At 33.3% G+C, this 24,395-nt stretch carries 20 protein-coding genes, 3 tRNA genes and 2 pseudogenes; 5 read left to right on the forward strand and 20 right to left on the reverse strand.

Annotated features, from left to right (window positions below; all coding sequences use genetic code 11):
- Nucleotides 1–35: 35 nt before the first annotated feature.
- The 8 genes and pseudogenes from GTO82_RS07745 to GTO82_RS07780 all read right to left on the reverse strand — a co-directional run bounded on the left by GTO82_RS07745 (nucleotide 36) and on the right by GTO82_RS07780 (nucleotide 12,726).
- Nucleotides 36–2,711, reverse strand: a complete 2,676-nt coding sequence (locus GTO82_RS07745) for a calcium-translocating P-type ATPase, PMCA-type (protein ID WP_260983145.1) — start codon at nucleotides 2,709–2,711, stop codon at nucleotides 36–38.
- A 223-nt stretch (nucleotides 2,712–2,934) separates the two neighbouring features.
- A pseudogene (locus tag GTO82_RS07750) lies at nucleotides 2,935–4,931 on the reverse strand (AAA family ATPase).
- Between the two features lie 24 nt (nucleotides 4,932–4,955).
- Entirely contained in the window at nucleotides 4,956–5,789 is an 834-nt protein-coding gene (nadE, locus tag GTO82_RS07755; protein WP_180873122.1) for an ammonia-dependent NAD(+) synthetase, read from the reverse strand.
- A 1-nt stretch (nucleotide 5,790) separates the two neighbouring features.
- A complete protein-coding gene (locus GTO82_RS07760; protein ID WP_180873123.1) occupies nucleotides 5,791–7,263 on the reverse strand; it encodes a nicotinate phosphoribosyltransferase in 1,473 nt (490 codons plus the stop codon).
- A 125-nt stretch (nucleotides 7,264–7,388) separates the two neighbouring features.
- Nucleotides 7,389–8,791 (reverse strand): IS3-like element IS1223 family transposase gene (locus GTO82_RS07765; protein ID WP_180872811.1). Its coding sequence is split into 2 segments (ribosomal slippage): nucleotides 7,389–8,317 and nucleotides 8,317–8,791, totalling 1,404 coding nucleotides; the frame shifts between segments, so codons are not numbered across the junction.
- A gap of 78 nt (nucleotides 8,792–8,869) precedes the next feature.
- Nucleotides 8,870–10,882, reverse strand: a complete 2,013-nt coding sequence (locus GTO82_RS07770; protein WP_180873124.1) for a glycosyltransferase family 2 protein — start codon at nucleotides 10,880–10,882, stop codon at nucleotides 8,870–8,872.
- Complete coding sequence (locus GTO82_RS07775) at nucleotides 10,866–11,981, reverse strand: glycosyltransferase (RefSeq protein ID WP_180873125.1); 1,116 nt, start codon at nucleotides 11,979–11,981, stop codon at nucleotides 10,866–10,868. Before GTO82_RS07775 ends, GTO82_RS07770 begins: the two co-directional genes overlap by 17 nt.
- Before the next feature lie 4 nt (nucleotides 11,982–11,985).
- Nucleotides 11,986–12,726 carry a WecB/TagA/CpsF family glycosyltransferase gene (locus GTO82_RS07780; protein WP_180873126.1) on the reverse strand — a complete coding sequence of 247 codons (741 nt, stop codon included), beginning with the start codon at nucleotides 12,724–12,726 and terminating at the stop codon, nucleotides 11,986–11,988.
- 142 nt (nucleotides 12,727–12,868) lie between these two features.
- Between GTO82_RS07780 and tagD the strand changes: the two genes are divergently transcribed.
- On the forward strand, nucleotides 12,869–13,255 hold the full coding sequence (tagD, locus tag GTO82_RS07785; protein ID WP_004893441.1) for a glycerol-3-phosphate cytidylyltransferase: 387 nt from the start codon (nucleotides 12,869–12,871) through the stop codon (nucleotides 13,253–13,255).
- Between the two features lie 51 nt (nucleotides 13,256–13,306).
- Here the strand turns inward: tagD and GTO82_RS07790 are convergent, their stop codons facing one another.
- Together GTO82_RS07790 and GTO82_RS07795 are read right to left on the reverse strand one after the other, a co-directional pair.
- On the reverse strand, nucleotides 13,307–14,008 hold the full coding sequence (locus GTO82_RS07790) for a GntR family transcriptional regulator (protein ID WP_004893439.1): 702 nt from the start codon (nucleotides 14,006–14,008) through the stop codon (nucleotides 13,307–13,309).
- Nucleotides 14,009–14,063: 55 nt separating this feature from the next.
- Entirely contained in the window at nucleotides 14,064–15,185 is a 1,122-nt protein-coding gene (locus GTO82_RS07795) for a hypothetical protein (RefSeq protein WP_180873127.1), read from the reverse strand.
- Between the two features lie 92 nt (nucleotides 15,186–15,277).
- Here GTO82_RS07795 and GTO82_RS07800 point away from each other — a divergent pair, with 92 nt between their 5' ends.
- The gene (locus GTO82_RS07800) at nucleotides 15,278–15,580 is read left to right on the forward strand and encodes a rhodanese-like domain-containing protein (RefSeq protein WP_180873128.1); all 303 of its coding nucleotides are present in this window, start codon (nucleotides 15,278–15,280) and stop codon (nucleotides 15,578–15,580) included.
- A 68-nt stretch (nucleotides 15,581–15,648) separates the two neighbouring features.
- Here GTO82_RS07800 and GTO82_RS07805 read toward each other — a convergent pair.
- The 4 genes from GTO82_RS07805 to GTO82_RS07820 all read right to left on the reverse strand — a co-directional run bounded on the left by GTO82_RS07805 (nucleotide 15,649) and on the right by GTO82_RS07820 (nucleotide 17,766).
- A tRNA-Gln gene (locus GTO82_RS07805) sits at nucleotides 15,649–15,720 on the reverse strand.
- Nucleotides 15,721–15,775: 55 nt separating this feature from the next.
- Nucleotides 15,776–15,857: transfer RNA gene (locus GTO82_RS07810), tRNA-Tyr, on the reverse strand.
- An 88-nt stretch (nucleotides 15,858–15,945) separates the two neighbouring features.
- The gene (locus GTO82_RS07815; protein WP_180873129.1) at nucleotides 15,946–16,854 is read right to left on the reverse strand and encodes an L-lactate dehydrogenase; all 909 of its coding nucleotides are present in this window, start codon (nucleotides 16,852–16,854) and stop codon (nucleotides 15,946–15,948) included.
- A 72-nt stretch (nucleotides 16,855–16,926) separates the two neighbouring features.
- Nucleotides 16,927–17,766, reverse strand: a complete 840-nt coding sequence (locus GTO82_RS07820) for a MurR/RpiR family transcriptional regulator (protein ID WP_012846587.1) — start codon at nucleotides 17,764–17,766, stop codon at nucleotides 16,927–16,929.
- 152 nt (nucleotides 17,767–17,918) lie between these two features.
- On the opposite strand from GTO82_RS07820, the gene GTO82_RS07825 reads away from it, so the two are divergent.
- Nucleotides 17,919–18,584 (forward strand): ribose-5-phosphate isomerase A, encoded by a 666-nt coding sequence (locus GTO82_RS07825; protein ID WP_180873130.1) that lies wholly within the window; start codon nucleotides 17,919–17,921, stop codon nucleotides 18,582–18,584.
- 5 nt (nucleotides 18,585–18,589) lie between these two features.
- On the forward strand, nucleotides 18,590–19,576 hold the full coding sequence (locus tag GTO82_RS07830) for a Gfo/Idh/MocA family protein (protein ID WP_180873131.1): 987 nt from the start codon (nucleotides 18,590–18,592) through the stop codon (nucleotides 19,574–19,576).
- A gap of 61 nt (nucleotides 19,577–19,637) precedes the next feature.
- On the opposite strand, the gene GTO82_RS07835 is transcribed toward GTO82_RS07830, so the two are convergent.
- The 5 genes and pseudogenes from GTO82_RS07835 to GTO82_RS07855 form a co-directional block, all read right to left on the reverse strand.
- The gene (locus GTO82_RS07835) at nucleotides 19,638–19,958 is read right to left on the reverse strand and encodes a DUF898 family protein (RefSeq protein ID WP_004897883.1); all 321 of its coding nucleotides are present in this window, start codon (nucleotides 19,956–19,958) and stop codon (nucleotides 19,638–19,640) included.
- Nucleotides 19,959–20,019: 61 nt separating this feature from the next.
- A tRNA-Gln gene (locus GTO82_RS07840) sits at nucleotides 20,020–20,091 on the reverse strand.
- 187 nt (nucleotides 20,092–20,278) lie between these two features.
- Complete coding sequence (locus GTO82_RS07845) at nucleotides 20,279–21,184, reverse strand: cell surface protein (RefSeq protein WP_180873132.1); 906 nt, start codon at nucleotides 21,182–21,184, stop codon at nucleotides 20,279–20,281.
- Nucleotides 21,185–21,540: 356 nt separating this feature from the next.
- Complete coding sequence (locus GTO82_RS07850) at nucleotides 21,541–22,299, reverse strand: hypothetical protein (RefSeq protein WP_087713445.1); 759 nt, start codon at nucleotides 22,297–22,299, stop codon at nucleotides 21,541–21,543.
- A gap of 222 nt (nucleotides 22,300–22,521) precedes the next feature.
- Nucleotides 22,522–23,240: pseudogene (locus GTO82_RS07855) on the reverse strand (putative ABC transporter permease).
- Nucleotides 23,241–23,383: 143 nt separating this feature from the next.
- Between GTO82_RS07855 and psiE the strand changes: the two are divergent.
- On the forward strand, nucleotides 23,384–23,788 hold the full coding sequence (gene psiE / locus GTO82_RS07860) for a phosphate-starvation-inducible protein PsiE (RefSeq protein WP_004893411.1): 405 nt from the start codon (nucleotides 23,384–23,386) through the stop codon (nucleotides 23,786–23,788).
- On the opposite strand, the gene GTO82_RS07865 is transcribed toward psiE, so the two are convergent.
- Nucleotides 23,783–24,304 (reverse strand): GNAT family N-acetyltransferase, encoded by a 522-nt coding sequence (locus GTO82_RS07865; protein ID WP_180873133.1) that lies wholly within the window; start codon nucleotides 24,302–24,304, stop codon nucleotides 23,783–23,785. The two genes, psiE and GTO82_RS07865, sit on opposite strands and share 6 nt — an antisense overlap.
- Nucleotides 24,305–24,395 lie beyond the last annotated feature (91 nt).

Here is a 24,395-nt window from a genome sequence, read left to right on the forward strand (position 1 = left end):
TGCATTTTTATTCTACCTCTAGAAGATAATATTTATTATTTTCTAGCAGTTCTTCTTTCAAAGAATTTAACAATTTCAACAATGATAATCATCAAAAGTCCTGCAACAATTACAACTAACCATTGCATTCCATCTAATTCGGTCACATCAAAAATCTTAGTCAAAAATGGAATCTCTACAGCAGCCATAATCAAAGCAGAAATAAGAATTGCTCCGTTAAACCATTTATTTTCAAATATCTGTGCTCTAAAGATAGATTTATGAATAAATTTAGAGTTAAAGGCATGGAACAATTGGATTAATCCCAAAGTAAGAAAGGCCATCGTTAAGGCGTCAGCATGCTGCATAGCTGCATTTCCAACATGAGGACCGACATGCAAGCCAAATTGATATGCACCTAAAACTAAAATACCTTCTAAAATACCTTGGTAAATAATCGAGCTTGCAACGCCCCCACTGAAGAAGTTTGACTTTCTACCACGTGGCTTCTTCTTCATAATTCCTGGCTCTACTGGTTCAACACCCAAAGCAATTGCTGGCAAAGTATCAGTAACCAAGTTAATCCACAACAATTGCACTGGCATTAAGATATCCCAACCAAGCATAGTCATCATAAATACTGTTAAAACTTCGCCAACGTTACAACTCATCAAATAAAGAATTGCCTTTTGAATATTAGCAAATACCTTACGCCCTTGCTTGATTGCTTCAACGATTGTCGCAAAGTTATCATCAGCTAAAACCATATCGGCTGCACCCTTTGATACTTCAGTACCAGTAATTCCCATACCAATACCAATATCAGCTTGCTTTAAACTAGGAGCATCATTAACACCGTCCCCAGTCATGGCGACAATCTTGTTATTAGCTTGCCATGCTTTAACAATTCTAACCTTGTTTTCAGGAGATACACGAGCATAAACACTATAATCTTGAACATGCTTGTTAAAGTAGTCATCTGATAACTTATCAAGTTCTGCACCAGTAATTACGGCTTTATTTTTATCTGAACTTTCTTCTAAAATGCCCAAACGAGAAGCAATCGCAGCAGCTGTAATTTGGTGGTCACCAGTAATCATAACTGTTCTAATACCAGCACTTTTTGCTTCGGCAACAGCAGCTTTTGCTTCTGGTCTTTCTGGGTCAATCATTCCCACTAAACCAGCAAAAATTAGATCTTGTTCAACATTATTAGTCGTTGGATCATCATAGGCCTTATCCACAATCTTGTAAGCCAGTCCTAAGACACGTAAAGCTTGTTCAGCCATCCCCTTATTTGATGCAAGAATTGTTTCTTTTTCACTATCTGAAATTGGCGCTACTTGACCATCTTTTTCAATTTTCGTTACTCGCTTTAATAATTCATCTGGGGCTCCCTTTACAGCAACAAAAAATTTATTACCATAATGGTTAACCGTAGACATTAATTTTCTTTCTGAATCAAATGGAACTTCTTGAACGCGGCTATCTTTCTTAAGAAGATCTTCAACTTTAATATTTTGATCAAAAGCATATTGAATCAAGGCCGTTTCAGTTGGGTCCCCTAAAAGCCGACCACCGTCTTCAATCTTTGTATCATTAGCTAAAATCATTGACATCATAGCCGGATTATCACTATTAATTGGTGCTTCATCATTATGAAGCTCGCCGTTATAGTAAATTTTTTCAACAGTCATTTGGTTCTGTGTCAAAGTGCCAGTCTTATCAGAACAAATAATATCGGTAGCTCCTAAGGTCTCAACAGCCGGCAATTTTCTAACAATTGCCTTATGTTTAGCCATTGTTTGTGTTCCCAAAGCCAAAATAATAGTTACGATAGCTGGTAATCCTTCAGGGATTGCAGCAACAGCTAATGAGACAGCAACTAGAAACATATCGATAATTAATTTATTAGTTGGCTCACTTCCCTGTTTGGTAAACATTCCTACGATAAAGACAATCACACAAATTGCCAAAATCATAATCGTTAAAGTCTTACCAAGCTGATTCAAGTTTTCCTTTAATGGAGTAGCTGTTTCATCTGCATTATTAAGCATTGTTGCGATTTTACCGACTTCGGTATTCATACCAGTGCCAACAACAATACCTTCTGCTCGTCCGTAAGTTACATTAGTATTTGCATAAGCCATGTTAACACGGTCACCTAGTGCTACATCATCAGCTTTTAACACGTCACTATCTTTTTCAACAGGTACTGACTCACCTGTCAAAGCTGACTCTTCAACTTTTAAACTTGCAGTCTTAGCTAGTCGCATATCAGCTGGCACAACGTCCCCTGCTTCAAGCAAGACAATATCACCAGGCACAATATCTGTACTTGGAATTTCTAAAATTGCGCCTCCACGTCTTACATGGGCATTTGGTGTTGACATCTCCTTTAAAGCATCAATCGCAGCTTCTGATCTAGCTTCCTGAATTACTCCTAAAATTGCATTCAGCAAAACAACAATCATAATAATTGCAGCATCAGTCCATTCATTAGCAACTACACCAGATAAAATGGCAGCCACAATTAAGACAATAATCATAAAGTCCTTAAATTGATCGATAAAGCGCATAAACATACTACGCTTTTTCTTTGAAGCTAAAGAATTTGGCCCATCTGAAGCTAGTCTCTTCTTAGCTTCATTATCAGACAAACCATTGTCTAACGATGTATTCAGCTCTTTCTCAATTTGAGAAATCTCTTGAGCATAGTATTTCTCTTTCACCGTAAAACATCCTCCCATAAACAAAAAAGACCTATGACCAGTTATCAGTCATAAGTCTCACTAATTAAGATAAGTCCAGAGGTATCCATCTCGGTTGTTGAACTTATCGCAATAACTTGCCGTTACTCTCTTATGCATCTATAGTATGTTAAACTATCTAGTCCGATACAAGTTTAGTTCTTTTTACATAAATCATCAAAAATAGTAGTTAAAATTTATAAAACTAAAGTCTAACAGCATCTAAATCGGCATCAGTAATATTTATCAAGTCTTCTTCTGAATAACTATCACTTAGGGCTACGCGTACTGCTTGTTTCTTTATAATCTTATCATTTAGATTTCTGACCCAACGTCCATTACTGTTATCGTTATCCTTACTTAAATTATTCTTCAATAAGTCTGCATAACTTGAAGGATTTACATGATATTGTTGTTTCTTTAGAGAAAACAAACCAATTTGAACCATTTCATCAACTGTATAATCTTCAAAATCAAATTTATTCGGAATACGACTACGCAAGCCTGGGTTAGTTTCTAAAAACTTCTCCATATCGTTAGTATAGCCAGCAAAGATAATCATAATATTAGAACGATGATCTTCCATAAACTTTAATATTTCATCAATTGCTTCTTTACCAAAATCATTCTGACCACCACTAGCTAGGGTATATGCTTCATCAATAAACAAAATTCCACCTAAAGCTGATTCAAGAACTTTTCTAGTCTTTTCAGCTGTTTGACCAACATATCCTGCTACTAAATCAGCTCGAGATGTCTCGATTAACTTATCTTCAGCTATTACACCTTTTTCATATAGAACATGCCCAACAATACGAGCAACCGTTGTTTTTCCAGTTCCTGGATTTCCTAAAAACAATGAGTGCAAAGTTTGAGAATTAGTACTTAAACCTTTTCTTTTCGTTTCTTATTCAAGACGGTAACTGCAATAAATTCTTTGACCTGTTGCTTTACCGTTTCTAGACCAATCATTTCATCAAGCTGCTGCATACCTGATTTTTGAGAACCTTTTTGTAGATCCTTTTGGTCTTTTTCTACTTTATGTGCCTGCTTAGAGTTAGATTCTTTTTTCTGGGTAGTAAAGTACTCAATATTGTTTTGTAAATTACCTTTTACTATTGTGTATTGATTGTTTTCATCCAAATCATACTCATCATTAGTAGAATCAAATTTCAACACATAAACGTCAGGAACATTAAAAGTTACATTATCTTCAATTTTAATATTAGGTGAACTTTCAAATGCTAGGCCAATCCAGTCTGCCTTTATAGTACTTTCATCTGTTGCAAAAATATTGATTTTGCCGTTATTTCTACCGTCAAGTAAAAGAGTTTCTGCAGTTAAAATACTATGATCTTCGATGGCAATTGACTCGATAATTCTACTACTATTTCCTATGTCTATCTTACTTTGGTCACAAATAGATATCGAATCAATCATTGAATTATCTACTTTTGCCTGAGCAGCTTTTTGTAAATAGAGGGCACCAGAATAATTAGGTTCTTTAATAATTGACGAGATAATATTGAGAGTAGATTCGCTGCTAAAAACGCAAGGATAATCTTTTTCTTTTACTCCACCCGTTACAGTTACATTTTGTAATGTAGCAATAGTATTCGCAGATAAACTAAGTACATTACTTTCACCATAGCTAAGCGTAGTATTCTGAAGAGTTAAATTCGCTTCAATAGAAGTAATTTTACAATTAAGAGTACTATTTTTTATCTCTAGATTTCCTTTTTCAACATAAATTCTATGTGCACCGTCACCAATTTTATCCTTTTCAACGTACAAATCATTAAATTGAGCAGTAGCACCATCATCTACATAAATAATTGGATAATTTTGGCCAGTCGTAGCCTCATTAACCATTGACACATGTGTCGCAATTAACTGACTATTATTTGTTACTTGAAGAGAATTATTCTTATCGTGATAGTGTTGCAGAGTCAGATTATTTAACTTTACCTGGGCTCCATTTTTAATGATAAAGCCGCCTAAAATAAAAGTATTATCTTCGCCAGAAATATTTAGACTCTTGTTAATTACATAATTTTGATCCTCAAGTGGGAACTGATACTCTCTTTTGATTAAAATATCATCCCCATCTGAAGCTTGATTTAATGCATCTTCAAATTCCCAGGTAGTACGCTGCTTTTTGAAAAAACCTCGATCATCTGGTCCAACTACAAAAACCGTCATATTTCCCCCAAGAAAAGAATTTACTTAATTTTGCTTATAAAAATCATCAAAAATAGTTACTGGCAAATGACGCTTATGTTCACTCTTTTTCCACAACTTTTCAATCTGTTCAGCTGCTTCTTCACTTACATCTTTACCTTCTAAGTAATCATCAACATCTTTGTAAGTTACTCCTAATGCTACTTCATCAGGTAAGTCCGGACGATCTTCTTCTAAATCAGCAGTTGGTGCCTTTTCATATAAGTGCTTAGGACATCCAAGTTCCTTAAGCATTGCCTTCCCTTGACGCTTATCTAATCTAAACAACGGAGTGATATCAGCAGCACCATCACCATATTTAGTGTAAAAGCCAGAAAAGTTTTCTGCTGCATGATCAGTACCTACAACAGCTCCGTTATTAGCACCAGCAATTGCATATTGAACAACCATTCTTTGACGAGCTTTGATGTTACCTTTGTTAAAGTCAGTAATCTTTTGACCAGTTGCTTCAACTACTTTTACCATTGCATCAACTGGTTCTTTAATATTAACAATTAGATCTTGATCAGGCTTTTGAAAAGCAATTGCATCGGCAGCATCACTTGCATCTGCTTGAACGCCATAAGGTAGACGAACAGCAATAAACTGGTAAGAATTATCCCCAGTTTCTTCACGTATTTCTTCAATTGCCATTTGGCAAAGTTTACCAGTTAAAGTTGAATCTTGACCACCAGAGATCCCTAAAACATAAGTCTTCAAAAAAGGATTTTCTTTTAGGTAATCTTTTAAGAAATCAATTGACTTTCTAATTTCTTTCTTAGGGTCTATTTCTGGTAATACGTGTTCATACGCAACAATTTTTTCTTGTAATGGACGCATCTTAATATCCTCTTTTCACAATTCGACTACGAATATCATTAATTAAGCTCATCTTGTTATCATATAGCTTTTGGGATAAATCCACTGGGTAATCTTGTGGATTCAAACTACGTTTATATTCGTCCCATAATCCGTCTAAGTTATTAGCTGCGAATTCTTTTGTTTCTTTAAGAGTAGGTTCTTTATAAACAAGTTTTCCTTCATGGAAAATTTCTTGTAGTAAAGGACGAGCAGTATAATCAGTAACAACCTTATTAATGTAAGTGTATTGCGGATGGAACATAAAAAGCGCATCAAACTCTCTTGGATCTTCGTCATAGCGTGATACCCAATCACCCTCATTTTTCTTCTCAGAGTTTGCTTGAATCCGCCATACCTGTTTTTTACCTGGGGTAGATACTTTTTCGGCATTTGAAGAAATTTTCAAAGTATCGCGCATATTGCCTTCTTTATCTTCAATTGCTACTAACTTATATACCCCACCTAGAGCAGGTTGATCAAAAGCTGTAATTAATTTAGTACCAATTCCCCAAACATCAATTTTTGCACCTTGCATCTTAAGGTTTTGAATAGTCTTTTCATCTAAATCATTTGAAGCATAAATTTTTGCATCAGGAAAGCCAGCATCGTCTAATTGCTTACGCACTTTCTTAGAAATATATGCCATATCACCTGAGTCAATTCGAACTCCCTGGAAATTAATCTTGTCGCCCATTTCTTTAGCAACTTTAATAGCAGTTGGTACACCACTTCTTAAAGTATCATAGGTATCAACTAAGAATACACAGTCCTTATGAGTCTCAGCATATGCTTTAAAAGCATCATATTCATTATTAAATGCTTCAACCAAAGAGTGAGCATGAGTACCAGCGACAGGAATATCGAATAATTTTCCTGCTCTAACATTACTAGTAGCGTCAAAGCCACCAATGTATGCTGCTCGTGTTCCCCAAATAGCTGCATCGGTTTCTTGTGCACGACGTGAACCAAATTCCATCAAACCATCATTACCAACAGCGACCTTAATTCTAGCTGCCTTAGTAGCAATCAAAGTTTGGAAATTAATAATGTTTAAAATTGCAGTTTCAACTAATTGTGCTTGAGCTAATGGTCCTTCGATCTGCATGATTGGTTCGTTGGCAAAAACTAATTCACCTTCTCTAGCACTTCGAATAGTTAGCTTCAATTCTAAATTACGTAAATAATCGATAAAGTCATCATCATAGTCACAAGTTTCCTTGAGATATTCTAGATCACTCTCTTTAAAACGAAGATTATTTAAGTATTGGATAACATGACTTAAACCAGCATTAACTGCGTAGCCATTACCAAAAGGTTCTTTTCTGAAGAACACTTCAAATACAGAATTTCTTTCACTTATTCCCTTTTTAAAATAGGTATACATCATATTAATTTCATACAAATCAGTATGTAAAATTAATGAATCATCTTGATCAACTTGTGGGTAAAACATTTTGTCCCCTCATCACTAAAATAAATAATTTTTTTCTTGTATTTTATTATAATCAAAGAAGAGCAGATATCAAAAAGAGACATCAAATTTGAAGTGCCATAGAAAAGTTAGACATTTATAAAATTTTAAAGATTTGATAATACACGATTTCTGTATTTTACAGGAGTCGTGTATTTTAATTTGTTTGATCTTCTAACATTGTTAAACCAATAAATATAATCTTTCAGAATTTCCTTCATCTCTTCTAAACTTCCAATCTTAAGTCGATTCAGTTTTTCTCTCTTCATTAGATTAAATATCGTTTCTCCTGGTGCATTATCATGACAATTTCCTTTTCGGGACATGCTTTGAATTATATTCATTTTCTTTAGTCGAGCCTGATAGCCTGGATTCTGATATTGAAAGCCTTGATCTGAATGAAGGATAGGAGCAGCTCCTGGTGGAAGATTATCTGCTAGTTCATCTAGCATATTATAAATAGTTTTCATTTCAGGAGAGTAACTTACTGCACAAGCTAGAATCTCCAAAGAAGCTTCATCTACTACAGGAGAAATATAAACTTTCTTGCCGTTAGTTAGTTTATATTCGGTTACATCGGTATGAAGAACTTTATAGGGGATAGTTTCATCAAAAGTTTGATTTAGGATATTTGGTGCTTTCTTTCCTACATTACCCTTATACGAACTATATTTACCAGTATTTTTATGATAAATTGTTGTTTTTATTCCTAAACTTCTCATTAACTTACGTACTGTTTCTAGAGAAAATTTAAATCCTTCATCTCTTAACGCTCCCCACATAGGACGATAACCATATGTTTCTTGTCCTTCATAGCCATAATAGATTTCTTGAATCTTCTCTTTTACTAAAGCATACTTATCAGCTTGATTAATTCTATTTTTTACATTGTCATAGTAAGTCTTTCTATTTAATTTAAGCACCTTAAATAAGACCTTAAGTTTAATTTGATGGTGTTTTGCCCGAATATCCTGTATTAATTGTGTTTTTTGTTTGTTGGATAACGTGGATATCGGGCAGCCACTTTTTTTAAGACAAGATTTTCCACTCTAAGTCTTTCTAATTCAGCTTCCTGCTTAAGAATTTTTTCTTCATACTTTTGCTTTTCACTAAGTTCTAACTTTTTAGTTGTCTTCTTACTCTTTTTAGGCACTTTCCTAGGCCGACCTTTCTGTTTAGGCAGCAGCCCAGCGTATCCTTCTTCATTGAACTTTTTAGCCCAATTGTATACTTGAGAATCACTAATATTAAACTTAGCCGCTACCTTTGAAACTCCAATAGAATGTGTTAAGTAGTAGCGTACCACATTTAGCCTAAAGTCAGAAGAATAAGTAGTTTTAGTATGTTTAACAGATAAGGCAGCTAAACCTTGACACTTAGCCTTATTAACCCACCTACGAATAAGAGTCCAATGAATATTATATTGTTTAGCTAAACCTTTTATTGAATCTTCATGATTTAAATATTTGGAAACAATTTCAATTTTTAATTCAGTCGAATATTTGGTCATAAAAAAATACCTCATAATTATTAGATTTTATGTCTAACAATTATGAGGCACTTCAATTTGATGTCTCTTTTTGATATTTTAATTACTTATTATTTTTACGTAATCCCTAATTGTAAAAAATTCTAGGATCCGTTCTAATTTTTTCTGATCATCTTTTTTAATTTCGTAAATAGTAGTTCCTTGACCAATTATTTTCATAAAATCGTAATAAAACTGATCTAACGCATTTTTTGACAACTTCTTACTAAACTCCTCAATTTCTGTTCCCCAATATATTTTTGTGCCTTTGGGAATAGCAATTTTGGCAGTTTTTTGAGGGTCAAAATTATTGCTAAAATCAGCAATTGTTTTCAAATATATATTATTCAATTCAGAATTTTTAATATTTTTAGTAACTAGAGGAGTGATTTTCCTTAAAGAAGTTTGGCCTTGTTTAAAAATTGATGGATATAAAGAAGCAATATGAAGCCGATTGATTAAATTGTATAAAGTCGCTTGAGTAGAATAGGCCGGCACATTTATCCGGCTTACAATATGATGCAAAGTCCTCAAATTTGTAGATAATTCAAATAAAGTTTTAGAATTATTTTGTTTTAGAGGATTATCACCTAAATTTACTTTTTTGGAAACCCGATATTTTAATCCAACAAAATTACCATTTACTACTCTTAAGCCTAAATTATTTTCTGCATTATACCAAGCTGGCATCCCATTAATTAAATAATTTTCATATACGCTGGTCTCAAATATCTCTCTTCGCCAAAAAGCATAATTAGTATAAATATTTGTTCCAAGTCCCAAGGCGGTTTTTATTAGACTAACTTCGTTTCGATAATAAGGTCTAACTAAATGAAATTTACCATCTTTTAAGCGCTGATACATAGCTCTAATTCCAACAAACATTCCGTCACATTTTTCACCAAGAATGGTGCTAACAGCACGATAAAAAACATTTTGATTGAATAGAATTTTATCGGCATCTAAAACAAAAATTATTTCTCCACTCGCATACTTCAGACCATGTCTAATAGCCTTAAAATAATTATGATGAGTTTGCTTAGTATATTTAAGAGGTAGTTTTGTATTTCCTAAGTATCGTCTTAAAATTTCTTCTGTTTCGTCCTGTGATCCATCATTAATTAAAATAATCTCCCAATTTTGATAAGTTTGATTTTTTATTGACTCTAGGGCTTCAACAATCGTGTTTGCACTATTATAGGCTGGAATCAAGACTGAAATTTTTACTTGTTTCTTCCCTAAACTTATATTTCCAAAGATGTTAACAATAGATAAGGACAAAATAAAGATTAAAACTAAGTAGCTTGTATTAATCACATTGGATTCAACAACAAGCATACTTAGCTCACTAATTGTCAAAAATCCTATTATTCCTACAATTAAGTGAGCATTAATAGCTAAATAACCTTTAGCTTTTAAATAAATCATTGCGCCTATTATTTCTATTAAAACAATTAGTTCTATCAATAAAAGAATTGCACCAATATTCCAAGAAAGATTCCCTAAAATTCCCTCAGGCAATTCAGGTACATACCAAACTAGAGAAATAAGTAGAACAATCAAATAAACACACAATAAAAAAGGACGCAATTGTTCACTAAAAGTAACCACAACTCTAGTCAGATAAAAGACAAAAGTCAAAATAGAAATAATCAAAATTAGCAAAGTACCTGCTTTAATTGGTAATTGAGCTAAAACATTTAAATTAAGTAATAATAATACTAAATTCTTTGCATTAAAGTGTCGATCTAAAAAATATAAAATTCCCATATAAGAGATAATTGTCAATTGATATAAAGCTCCAAATTCTGATAAAGGAAAGATATCCAGATTATTTAAAACTACTGTTAACGCTAAAAAAACTGAAAGAAGGCTCAAAGTTTTTTCTAAAAACCATTGATCTAAATCTTCAAGAGAAATTGATAAAGCCAATAAGAGTAATATTAAGCCATAAGCAGCACTAACAATGAAAAAGCCATTATCACCCTTCCAAAGATTGCTACTTAATTCAAAAATTAAAGGTAGAATTCCAATTAAAATTGCTAAAATCTTGCTTTTATGATAATTTTCCACTATTTTCACCTAAAACAAGTTTATAATAATTTTCAATTGCCACCAATTGGTTTTTCATTGAAAAAGCATGCATCAGATATGTCTTCTCTTTTTCAGCCATAGTTCTAAGATCGGTATTGCTGCTGGTCGCAGCTTGTCTTATTTTTTCACTAATGCTATCTAAATCTCCAATTTTGGCAACAAAACCATACTCTTCATTAGGAATCATCTTCTCAATATCACCAACATCGGTTGACAAAATTGGTACTAAATTATCACTAGCCTCTAATAAGACAAGAGGAAAACTTTCTGAATACGATGTTAAAACTGCCAAATCCATCTTTTGATATAACTTTCTAGTCTCTTGCTGGGTCAAAAAGCCATGAAAAGTTACTTGTGAACTAATTCCTAAATCTCGTGCTAATGCTCTTAAATTATTCAATTCACTGCCATCACCTACAATATGCAGCCGAATATTTTGATCATTAAGTTTTTTTATTGCCTTTAAAAGCAAGTCTTGTCCCTTAACTTTTTCAGCTCGACCAACATTAATAATATTGAAATAGGGATGAGTATATTTTTTAGGAACATTCTTATTTTGATGGAAAAAAATCCCATTATAAATTACGCAAATTTTTGTTTTCGGAATACCTACTTTTTCAACTAGAAGGTTAGAAAAGTTCTGAGTAATTGCAAAGATACCATCTGCTTTTTTTAAAGCCATGATATTTAATTTAGTAAAAATATTTCCAATCATTCCTCGACCTTCAAAATCCTTTAAAGGATCAGAATGAACCGTAATAATCCACTTTGCTTTGATTTGCTTTTTAATCATTGAGACAAACAGATTAGCTCTTGCTCCATGAGTATGAACTATATCAAAATTTCCCTCATTGATAAGACTAGTAAGACGCTTTAAAACACTCAGATCATAACGACTTTGTGCTCCTAAAATTGTTGTTTTAATTTTTGCCTTTTTAGCAGCTTTTGCTACAGGCCCATCTGCTAAAGTTAAAAGCTCAAAATCCACATTTTGTCTTTTTGCCTCTGTCAACAAATTAACAATATGCGACAGGCCACCACCTTTTTCTAAACCAGCATTAATATGTAAAACTTTCATTTAATTAATTCTTTCTCTTATTTTCTTTCTTTGATTTTTCAACTTCAACTACAAATTCTGGCAATGCGAGCATGCGCTTAAAGCGAGTTGGATTAGTAATTAAGCGATAGAACCATTCAAGATGCGTTTTTTGAAATACTTCTGGAGCACGTTTGACTACGCCAGAAAAAACATCAAAACTTCCGCCCACTCCCATCATAATTGCAGGCACTTTTGCTTGACGTAGGATGGAGATCAGCTCTTCTTGTCTTGGAAAACCAATTGCTGCAAAAACCATATCAGGACTTGATTCTTCAATTCTTTTAGCTACCGTCTTTAGATCATCCTTAAAATAGCCATCTTCTGCTCCAACTAATTCAATTCCTGGATAATCACGAGCAATTTTTTCTTTAGTAATTCGCATTACTTCAGGCTTTGCACCAATTAAATATACTCGCAATTTTCTTAAGTTTCCTACCTGTAGCAGCCAAGTAAATAGATCATATCCTGTTACTCGTTCTTTAAGCGGTTTTTTTAACATTTTTCCACCTAAGACAATTCCAATTCCATCAGGTGTAATCAAATCCGCATTCTTGGTAATAAGGTTCATAAATTTTGGATCTTTATTAGCTGCCATTACAATTTCGGGATTAGCTGTTACTACCATGGTTGATAACTTATTATCTAACCTACTAATCAATCTATCTTTAAATTCTTCTAAAGAATAGTTATCAAATTCAATTCCTAAAATATTAACTTTACTCATTTTCTATTTTTAACCATTTCTATGTGAAGTAATATCTCTATTTATTATTTTAACAAAAAAGCACTAGAAACTTTTTCAATATAAAAGTTTCACTTTTTTTAACTTCTGCTAGAATAGTAACTATTATAAGGGAGTATTTATTATGAAAAAAATTATTACCTACGGAACCTTTGATCTATTGCATTATGGTCACATTCGCCTTCTAAAAAGAGCTCGAGCCTTAGGAGATTACTTAATCGTAGGTCTATCAACAGACGAATTCAATGAATTTAGCAAACATAAGCAAGCCTATAATAGCTATGCTGAAAGAAAATATATTCTAGAAGCAATTAGATATGTCGATAAAGTTATTCCAGAAGAAAACTGGGATCAAAAAATTAATGATGTACAAAAATATGATATTGATACTTTCGTAATGGGTAATGACTGGGAAGGAAAATTCGATTTTCTAAAACCTTATTGTAAAGTTGAATACCTTGAAAGAACTCCTGGAATTTCTACGACACAAATCAAAAAAGACTTAAAATAAAAAATGCATAATGTAGTTCATATCACAAAATCAAACTGCATTATGCATTTTTTATTTTTCAAATGTAAATTCAAATCTTTCGGCTACATACGATGCACGCACATATTCAAAAGGATAATGATTACTAAGTTCAGTAACTTGTCGTCTAGTTACCAATGGTTCACCCTTTTTAACTGACAATAAGCGCGCTTCATTTTCATTAGCAACAGCCGCACCAATATTTTCTACAACGCTCCCAATCTTATAGCCACCCTTTTCTTCAAGAGTTTGATATAAACTACTTGAAATTTCATCTTTAGAAAAACGAGAAACTAATTCATAAGGAATTGTAGCTACTTCATAACAAATCGGCACATTATCTGCAAAACGAACACGTTCCATTCTTAATACGTTATCTGTATCTTGAATTTTTAGCTTTTCTTTTTCAGATAACGATGGCTTTGTTATACGATAAGACAGTAATTTACTAGAAGGAACTTGGCCATTGGAACGAGTTATATCTGTAAAACTCATAATCCCAGACATTTTTTCTTGAACCTTTTGACTAGAGACATAGGTTCCACTACCTAAGCGTCTCTCTAAGATTCCTTCATCTTCCAATGTTTTAATGGCTTGGCGTAATGTCATTCTAGAAACATTGAATTTTGAAGCTAATTGCCGCTCAGCAGGGATTCGCTCTCCAACTTTATATTTTTTATTTTCAATATCACGCTTTATTTGGTTGTGAATTTTAATATACATCGGTTCTTGCATGATAACCCCTCACCTCATTTCTGCTACCCAACTTATTTTAGCTTAAACCAACTGATTAGTCATTGTTCTTCTTTGCTTCCCAACGCATTCCCAAAATATTAATATTTGGTCTCCTATTGCATTCAACCTCTAAATCTTGGGCACTACTTGAAACAATATTTAGTTTAATCTTAGCATCATCCTGTACTGCCAGCCTACTCCCATTTGGATTAATAATTAAATCACGACCTCCTAAAGTTGCTTGTCCATTTAAGGCTAAAAAATACTCAAAATCATCTCTTCCAGAAAAAGCCACTCTAGTTGCGTCTGCCGTGGCCTTATCTTGAAAATCTGCATGACTGACAATAGTAGAATTGTTCAAGGTTACTTTTGCATTATCACAAGCAATTAAACGGTCTATTTTACTGTTTTGAATCAAAGTTCTCGTATTTTTATCTAGAAAAATACCACCTTTAAATTCAGATTGTAATATATTTACCCATGAATCGTCTGAAATATAAAAACTAGAGTCTTCATTTTTTTCAACAGTTGAATTAAGCATATTTACCCATGTCTGCCCATGAATTAACCCATATGAAATAGACGTATTATTCAAGTCAACTTCTGCATTTGAATTAGGGTATGTACTTAGATTACCGTGAATCATACTATTAGAAATAATTGCAGTCCCTTTTCCCTGAATACCTAAAGCTGCATAATTTTCAGAATCATAATCAATTAATGAATCAGTCATTGTAAGTCTAAAATCAGCTTGAGCAAATAGAGAAACACTAGAGTTCAAAATTTTACTTGAGAATAATTCCAGTGTACATTTACCATTTACAGCAATTGCGGCCATATCATCTTCATCCCCATAAAGGGTAGTATTACGTAAAGTAAGATAGGTATCGGCATCATCTTCAACGTAAATAGTATTATGGCCTGATTTTGTTTGAAGAGCAATATTTTCTAACGTAAAAAAGTTACAATTATCCTCTAACACAAAAAAGCCACTAATTACCGTCTCGTCGGGAGTATTGCCTGTTCCCTTGATCGTAATATTATTTACTTCTAAGCCTCGATCTAACTCATAAAATCCAGGAGCAAGTAGTAATACATCATCAGGCTGCAAGTCTTTAAGAGCACTTTTCCAAGTAGTACCGTCTCCTCGACCACTGACTTTAACAAGACGCGCCATACGAATCGATCCTTTCTACACAAAAATTTCATACATTATTCCCTTTATTTTCAATGTTTTCTGCTTAAATATAATCATCAACGGAGGTAACTATGATTAACATTACTACAAATCAATTAGCAGAAATTTTAGAAAAAGATTCTAACATCAATTTATATGATTTACGAACACCAATTGAATTTGCATCAGGCCATATTCCTGATAGTCATAATCTTCCTTTTGAAGACTTAAAATACTTTAATGATCCTAAAAATGAGACCTACTATTTTATTTGTCGGTCTGGCGATCTTTCACACCATGTATGCCAATCTTTAAAATCTAAAGGTTATAAAAATTTAATTAGCGTTACTGGTGGTATCCTTAGCTGGAAAGGTAAAATACAAAGTATAAATTAAAAATACAATATGACAAAAAAGGTCATCATATGATGACCTTTTTTCGGGTTGGGTGTTCTTTCGAACTATTGGGTTAGCTGGATTCGAACCAGCGCATGATGGTACCAAAAACCATTGCCTTACCACTTGGCTATAACCCATTTGATTGAACTTTTACTTGTTGTTCAATGCAACCAGCTGAATAAAATTCAGCAATGGAGGCCAGTGGATTCGAACCACCGAACTCAGAGAGAGCGGTTTTACAGACCGCCGCGTTTAGCCACTTCGCTAGGCCTCCGAAATGTTACTTAATTATAATAACGAACTACCTAGCAAAAAGCAAGTAAAAATTAGAAAAAAATCTAATTTTTTTATTGTAGTATTAACTACTTTAATTGAGCAATATGCTTCTTAATGATATCAGCTGATTCCCTTAGCTTTTCATCTTCTTCAGAAATTAACTCTAACGGAATAACTTTTTCTACCCCATCTTTTCCAATAATTGCCGGATATCCAATATATGTTTGTACTTCATCTAAATATACAGAAGTTGGTGCAAATAATCTGGCATCACTAAATACAGCTTGAATTAAGCGAACAGCACAAGTTGCAATTGCATATGAGGTATATCCTTTTCCAAATGCTACTTTCATAGAATTTTTATTAGGTTGTGCACTTAATTTTTCCTCTTGCTCTTTTGTGAACAGTTCTTTAGCTGACTTACCATTAACTGAGACAGTTGACCAAGCAGTGAATTGAGATGCTCCATGTTCACCTAAAACAAATCCTGCTACATTTCTTGGATCTTCATTAAGTGCTTCCCCAACAATTCTTTGCATTCTAGCAGTATCTAGGAAAGTTCCAGTTCCGAAAACTTGTTTTTTAGATAAACCAGTAGTTTCTTGTAAAATAGTCGAAATTGCATCACATGGGTTTGAAATATTAATTAGGATGCCCTTGAAGCCAGATTCTTTAATTTTAGCTCCTACTTCCTTAGCATTCTTGGAATTAATTTCAAATTCACCAAATCTATCTCCAGTTTTAACTGTCGCAGCAATATTACCAAAGGAAGTTACAATAATATCAACATCCTTTAAATCGCTATAATCACCTAGAAACACATTAACATGATAATCATTTCTAGCTAAAGTATCACGTAAATCATTATATTCCGCCTCTGCTTTAGCTTGATTTTTATCTAATAAGTATAAATTATCAACAATCCCATGAGTAAATAAAGTAAAAGCGACTGTCGCACCAACATGTCCCATACCAATTACGGCTACATTTCTCATTGTAATTCCTACTTTCTATAAAAATTCTTACACCTTAAGGATAATCCATTTGCCCTAAGTTTTAAATTCATTTTATATCTTTTGACTAGAAACTATTTTTTCATGTTGCTTAATCTTTTCAATTCGCTTCTCGTCTCTTTTAATAAGCAACAAAAATAAGGCTTCAATAATTGTAAAAGCTGCTACACGAGAGAAGTAATATTGATTTTGTAAAACCGTTTGTCTTACTCCTGTTCTTAAATGATAATCACTATTTAACGCAATCGGAGAATCTGGATTATTAGTAATACCGATAATTTTAATTTTATTCTTTTTAGCCAACTCAATTTCTTTTATTAGAGCTGCCGATTCTCCAGAATTTGAAATTACAATTAAACAATCCTTATTGTTTAAATTCATTGTTTGTGCATCTGCTGTTTCAACATTTCCACCAGAAGCAAACGACAAAATACCAATTTGATTAAATTTATAAACTGCATCTGCAGCTACAGGATAGGTATCGCCTTCAGCACTGATTTGAACAATTCTACTTTTTTCAATTAGAGAAAGAATCTGCTCTAATTGATCGGTTGGAATATGACCTAAAGTAGATTGAATTTCATTAATTTTATTTTTTTCAATTTGGGCTAGAGCAGCTTGTATATCATCCTTAGGTAGTTCTCTTAAAGATTCACTCTCCTTTTGCCCCATACTTTGTGCAAGTAAAATTTTCAATTCATGAAATCCTGATAAAGATAAATTCCGGCAAAATCTTGTTATAGATGCATCACTTACTTTTGCTTTTTTAGCTAATTGAGAAATTGTAATATTTATAACTTCAACCGGGTTTTCAAGAATTGCTCTTCCAATTTTTTGATCAGAAGCGGACATTTTATTCATTTGCGCATAAATTTTATCAATAATATTTTCCAAAAATTTCCCCTCATTTCATAAAAATTATATCATGCCTATAAAATAATTTTCATATTTTTGCATTTGACGAAAATAATTTTTAAAAGTATTATTGAGTGTGTAAATAATTTTCACAAAATTATATTTATAAAAATAATTTACGGAGAACTAAAATGTCACTAATTAGTCAAAAAGCACTTAGTAAGATTAAACCCAATATGAGTATTAGTTTGGGTGGTGGAAGCAATGTGCTGAATCTCGCAAAAGATCTATGTCAAGCACACATTTCGAATCTAACACTCTATTCTCCCTCTGAAATAACTCAAGCTAAATGTAAACAATTTGGATTAAAGGTACTACCTTTTAGTGAAAACTCATCTCACTTAGACCTAGCCTTTGATGGATGTGATAGCATTGATAAAAATTTCAATGCTCTAAAGAGCGGTGGTGGTATCCATCTTTTTGAAAAGCTAGCCGCTGAAAATACGGAAGAATATATCTTATTGCTTCCAGCAGAACGATTTAGAGATGAATTATCCCCTACTATTCCCCTCTGTCTTGAGGTAGTCCCCGCTTGTCTTGAAAATGTAATAAACTCTATTCCTGAAGAATACGACTATAAAATTCGTCTGGGTAAAGCAGTAGCATCCTTTGCGCGATCACCATTGGGTAATATTTTAATTGATATTTATCCTCAAACTTCTTGGAATAATATAAAAAAGCTAAACAGTTTTCTCCTAAAACAAAATGGGGTTGTAAGTAGTTCATATTTTGAAGGAATTGTTACCAGCATTATAACCGAAACTAAAAATAAAACAGTTGAAATAAAGAAAGGATAATAATTATGAAAAAATATAATTGGGGTATTATTGGTACAGGATGGATTGCGCATGAAATGGCAGATGCATTGCAAGCTAGCAAAGGTGAAGTATACGCAGCAGCTAATCCAAATGAAGATGAATTAAAAAAATTTGCTGCTGAAAAAAGTGTCAAACATATCTTTACTAATCCTGACGAAATGATTAATAATCCAAATATCCAAATTATTTATATTGCTACTCCACATACATTTCACTATGACTACATCAAAAAAGCTTTAAATGCTGGTAAACACGTTCTCTGTGAAAAAGCTATTACAGTGAATGCAGATCAATTTGATGAAGTAGAAAAACTTGCTAGGGAAAAGAATTTGATCCTATCAGAGGGATTTACACTTTACCACATGCCTATTTACCAAAAAGTTAGGAATTTAATTGATAATGGTAAATTAGGCAAAATTAAGCTAGTCCAAGTAAACTTTGGTAGTCTTAAAGACTATGATCCAAGCAATAGATTTTTTAATAAAGCTTTAGCTGGCGGAGCTCTTCTAGATATTGGTGGCTACGCTACTGCTTTTGCAAGAATGTTTTTATCAAAACAACCAGAAAGCATTTTAACAACAGTAAAATTTTTTGAAACGGGTGTTGATGAACAATCAGGAATTATCCTAAAAAATACTCATGACGAAATGGCGGTTATGGCTCTTTCAATGCGAGCAAAACAGCCTAAACGAGGTGTGATTTCTGGAACTAAAGGCTATATAGAAATATCTAATTATCCTCGAGCAACTGAAGCTCAGATTACTTATACTGCAAGTGCTCATGAAGAAAGTCATGAAACAATAACAGCTGGTAAAACTTCTGAAGCACTTGAATATGAAATACAAGACATGGAGCGTTATATCGAACAAGGCCATGATGATGGTGAATTAAGTATTTCAAGAGATGTAGCACATATCTTAACGAGTGTTCGTACTTCGTGGGGAATGAAATATCCATTTGATGAAAAATAATTTTTTGTAAATTAAAAGACTAGAGATGGTGCATTTTTTATATCATCTCTAGTCTTTTCTATTAGTTAACAAAAATTGTATTTTTTGCCTTCCAATCGCGAATTTTTATTCCTACCCAAAAGCCATAAATGCCGACTGTAATAATGGTTAAAAGTAGCCACTTAATCCAATTTCCAAATAATCCAAAGGCACTTCCAGTAAATTTCATCCTGTGCCCTTCAATTACAGTATGGTTAATTTCCCAACCATAAATCATGCACACAGCCCAAGGATAGCAAATCCCTAATGTACAAACAGTAATAAGTGTTCCTAAGATATGCCAACCAATAAAAGAAATTAAGCCCCCATCAAAAAAAGAATTACGTCCATGTCTTGTTTCCATTATGATCTCTTCCAATCCAAATTTATGTACAAAAAAAGCCAGGTAAAACCTGGCAAATCTATTGGGTTAGCTGGATTCGAACCAGCGCATGATGGTACCAAAAACCATTGCCTTACCACTTGGCTATAACCCATCCTTCAAGCCTTTTACTTGTTGGCTCTATTTGAATGAACTTAATCACTCAACGATTAATATCATATTATAAATACGAACCTCTGTCAACAAAATCCCCTAAAAATATTTATTATTTTTAAAATTAATTAGGAGCATAAAAAAGATCGCCTTTTGGCGATCTTTTTAAGCATAATTCAGTTGATATTTTAGTACCAGCCGTTAGTTTGCCAGAACTTTTGAGCACCAGTCCATGAACCGTAACGTGATTTTACGTAGTTATCTGCTACACGTTCTTGGTTTTCTGCTGAGTAGTCTCCACCAAGGTATGATGCTGATAATTGATACTTACCAATGTATTGACCATTTCTTGCTGAGTATGAACCACCTGATTCACGGCCTGCAATCCAAGCTTTAGCTGCTGCTTCAGAACCAGATACGTTTGAAGTGTAGCTAGTAGTTGCTTGAGTTTGAGCAGGTTGTGCTACTTGAGTAGTTTGCTTTTGTGCTGGAGCATAGCTGTAAGTTCTTTGTTGTTGTACTGGAGCTGAGTAAGTACGTTGTACATTGTAATTGTAGTTAGTCTTAGGAGCTTGTACAGCAGTTTGTTGCTTTTGTGCTGGAGCTTGTACTTGAGTAGTTTGTTGTGCAGAAGCTTGTTGTGAAGCTGCAGGAGTAGCTGGTTTTGTTTGTTGTACTGGAGCTTGTACAGTAGTTTGTGGTTGTACTTGTTGTACAGGAGCTTGTGCTTGAGGAGCTACTGAAGTAGCAACTTGGGCACTAGCAGCATTTCCACCTTCTACAGTGTACTTAGCCATGATCCATTGGTTTGCACCAAGATCATACCACTTGTTACCCATAACATCGTAAGCAGTTCTTACAACTTTCCAAGTAGTACCATGTACTAATTCTTTACCAGTAAAGTTGGCATTTTCAATGCCATCCCAAACGGCAACAGTAGAGTTTGCATTGTTAATAGTTACAACATTAGTATCATTTTGAACAATAGTAGCAGCTTGTGCGTCATTAGTATTTTGTGAATTTAAAGCTACCAAACCAGTTGCGGTAAGAGCAGCTGCTGCAAGTGACTTAGTTAAGATAGATTGAAATTTCAAGAGAAATTCTTCCTTTCATATTTATCAGTCATTTAATTTACAAGTTACATAATACAGCCTCAAAATGTCAAAACCATGACATGAATGCTACCACATTATTAAATAAAAGTGCCTTATGTTACAGTTTATGTAATATTTGTAACTTGAACACGTTTTCTTGTAATATTACTATATAAAACTACTATGCCTTATGAATTAGCCCTATTCTGTCTTACTGCCCCCTTAATGATTTATTAGATGCTAGGTGATAAATAAGACGAGAATGTCACAAAAATGAATTGTGTATTTTCCGTTCTCGGACTACGAATAAAAAAAGAGATATCATAACTGATATCTCTTTTTTTATTCACTAACTTTTAGTACCAGCCGTTTGCTTGCCAGAAACTTTGAGCGTTAGACCATGAACCGTAACGTGATTTTACGTAGTTATCTGCTACACGTTCTTGGTTTGCTGCTGAGTAATCTCCACCAAGGTATGATGCTGATAATTGGTACTTACCAATGTATTGACCATTTCTTGCTGAGTATGAACCACCGGATTCACGACTTGCAATCCAAGCTTTAGCTGCTGCTTCAGAACCAGATACATTTGAAGTGTAACTTGATTGAGATTGTGCAGGTTGAGTTTGTTGTGTACTTTGTACTGAAGAGTAAGTACCTACAGAAGTCTTAGGTGCTGAGTATGAACCTTGAGTAGTTTGAGTTTGTGCAGCAGTATTGTATGAACTTGCTTGTGAAGTAAACAATTCTGAAGCAACATTAGGATCAACAGTATCTTTTCCTAAGCGAGTGTACTTAGCCATTACCCATTGGTTTGCACCAAGATCGTACCACTTGTTACCAGCATCGTCATATGCAGCTCTGATAACTTTCCAAGCAGTTGCATGTGGTAAGTATTGACCAGTCATTTGCTTATCAGGACCGTATGAATTCCAAACAGCAATGCTCTTGTGTGGAAGGTAGTTAATTGTAACAACTTTTTCTTGTTGACCAACAGTAACTTCTGCAGCCTTTACAGTGTTTTGAGTGTTATTTACAATTGCAGCACCTGCTAAAGTAAGGGCAGCAGCTGCAGCAGTTTTAGTTAAAGTAGATTTCAAATTTTTATTAAGCATATCCAAAATTAAATTCTCTCCTTGATAAATTTGATTTGAATCATTATTTCGTCATTTCTATTTACAGCTTATATAATACATGGCCAATATTGCAGAATAGTTCCTAGAAAATTAAGGATATATTTCATCTTGTTACATTCCTGTAATATTTGCGCCTTAAGTTACAATAATGTAACGATGTAATCTTTCTGTAGCAAAACAAAGAAGAGAGAGTCATTTTTCTTAACTCTCTCTTCTTTTCTTTATCCATCTATTCTTAAATTGGTTAAATTTCTTTGTATCAGTAAACTTTAACTGCGGGAAACTCGTAAGGAATCGCTTCTGATTCCAGGATAATGTTTCCATTAATTTATCAAAGGCCTGGTTTAATTTACCTTCATCTAATTTCATGCTAGTGTTTAAGCGCTCATTCCAAATTTTAGTACTCATATGTAGTTTCTCTACACTAAAGATAGTAGGAATAAAGTCTGTTCCCATCACAATTACTATTATTAAAGCAAGATAGCCATGCGTCTTTATTTCTTCCCAAGTAATTAACTTTTGAACAACTGGCTGAATAACTTTTACAAGAAAGACTACCCCTATCCCCAAAATAAAGAAATAATTGGTGCAATCCTACCTTGGACATTGCCCCATAAATGTGAATAGTCCCATAACTTCATATGGAAAACATATTGTAAAAATACACTAGCGAAATACTCAAAAATTGTCGCTACTATTACACCATCTACATATAGTAGGAAAAGATTATTTTGAATGCGATAGGTACAGATTAAAATCGTTGTTACTGCAAAGCCATATACGGGACAATGAGGCCCAAACAAAAATCCCCGATAATCATAATGATGATCCTTAACCGAACAATAGATTGTTTCCCATATCCAGCCAATTACAGAATATGTAAAAAATAAAACAATAATTTCAGAAAAAGTAAACGGCATTTTTAATACCTCATAAGTAATTTTTAGACTCTTCTATATTAAAGATATCATTCTTTAATGAAATTAAGGCGTACAACACCTCTGGAAAAATTAACTAAAAAGCGTAAAAATATTCTTATCTGCAATTGAAAGGTACATGTATAATGAAGAAATTTAATAAAACAGCTAGTAAATATGCTAATATTCTACGCTTTTTTACTATAATTGCTTTAGGAATTTTAGGGGCTTTAATGCTGATCCTGATGTTTAGTCAATTATTTGCAATAGGTCGTATTATGATTAGCAATAATTTAATTAACATACCTACGAAAGTGTTAGATGAAATAGTCACTTTCTTCTTATTCTTTGAATTTTCGGCTATGATTGTGGCAGCCTTAAAGCATATGGGTCATACAAGCTTAAACTTTTTAATGAGTCTAGGAATTACAGCCCTTTTAAGAAATTTAATTACTGCGCATGGTGAACCAATGCAAATTTTAATTCATGCAGTAGCAATATTATTACTAATTATTGGAGTAGTAATTTTGAACAAACATATCAAATTATAGATTTAATTCATAGGCTAAACGACTAGGATCCTCTGGATCTTCATCAACCATAATAATCCCACGTTCAATAAAATTATTTTTTAAAGCTAAATGTTGCATAATTTGATTTTTACGTGATGTATCAATTCTAAAATTTTTAATTCCTTGATTTACCATAATTGAAATCAAATCTGAAAACATAAAATTAGCTAAGTGCATCCCGCGATACTTACTGCTAATAGCTAAACGATGAAAAGTAGCATAATCATCGTTAGTATTTTTCCACTCCCCATTTATTTTCTGATAAGTTGGCTCTATCCCAACAACACTTGCCGCATAGCCAGCTACCTGATCATCTACCATTAAGACCAAAGCATTTTTATTCTTAATATCAGTTAAAATTGTATCTTCGTTTGGATAGGTTCCTTGCCATTGACTACTACCACTCTGCTTTAGAAAATCTTTTGCTTCATTAATAATAATCATGATATTTGATAAGTCATCATTAGTAGCATAGCGTGTGTAAATTAAAGTCATAATCTCACTCATTTCATTTTTTCTACTAGTATACCTAACAAGGCAGGGCCGTGGCCCTGCTTTTTTAGGTTATATTAAATATTAATGTAAA

This window comes from Lactobacillus johnsonii, assembly GCF_013487865.1.
Lineage (GTDB): Bacteria > Bacillota > Bacilli > Lactobacillales > Lactobacillaceae > Lactobacillus > Lactobacillus johnsonii_A.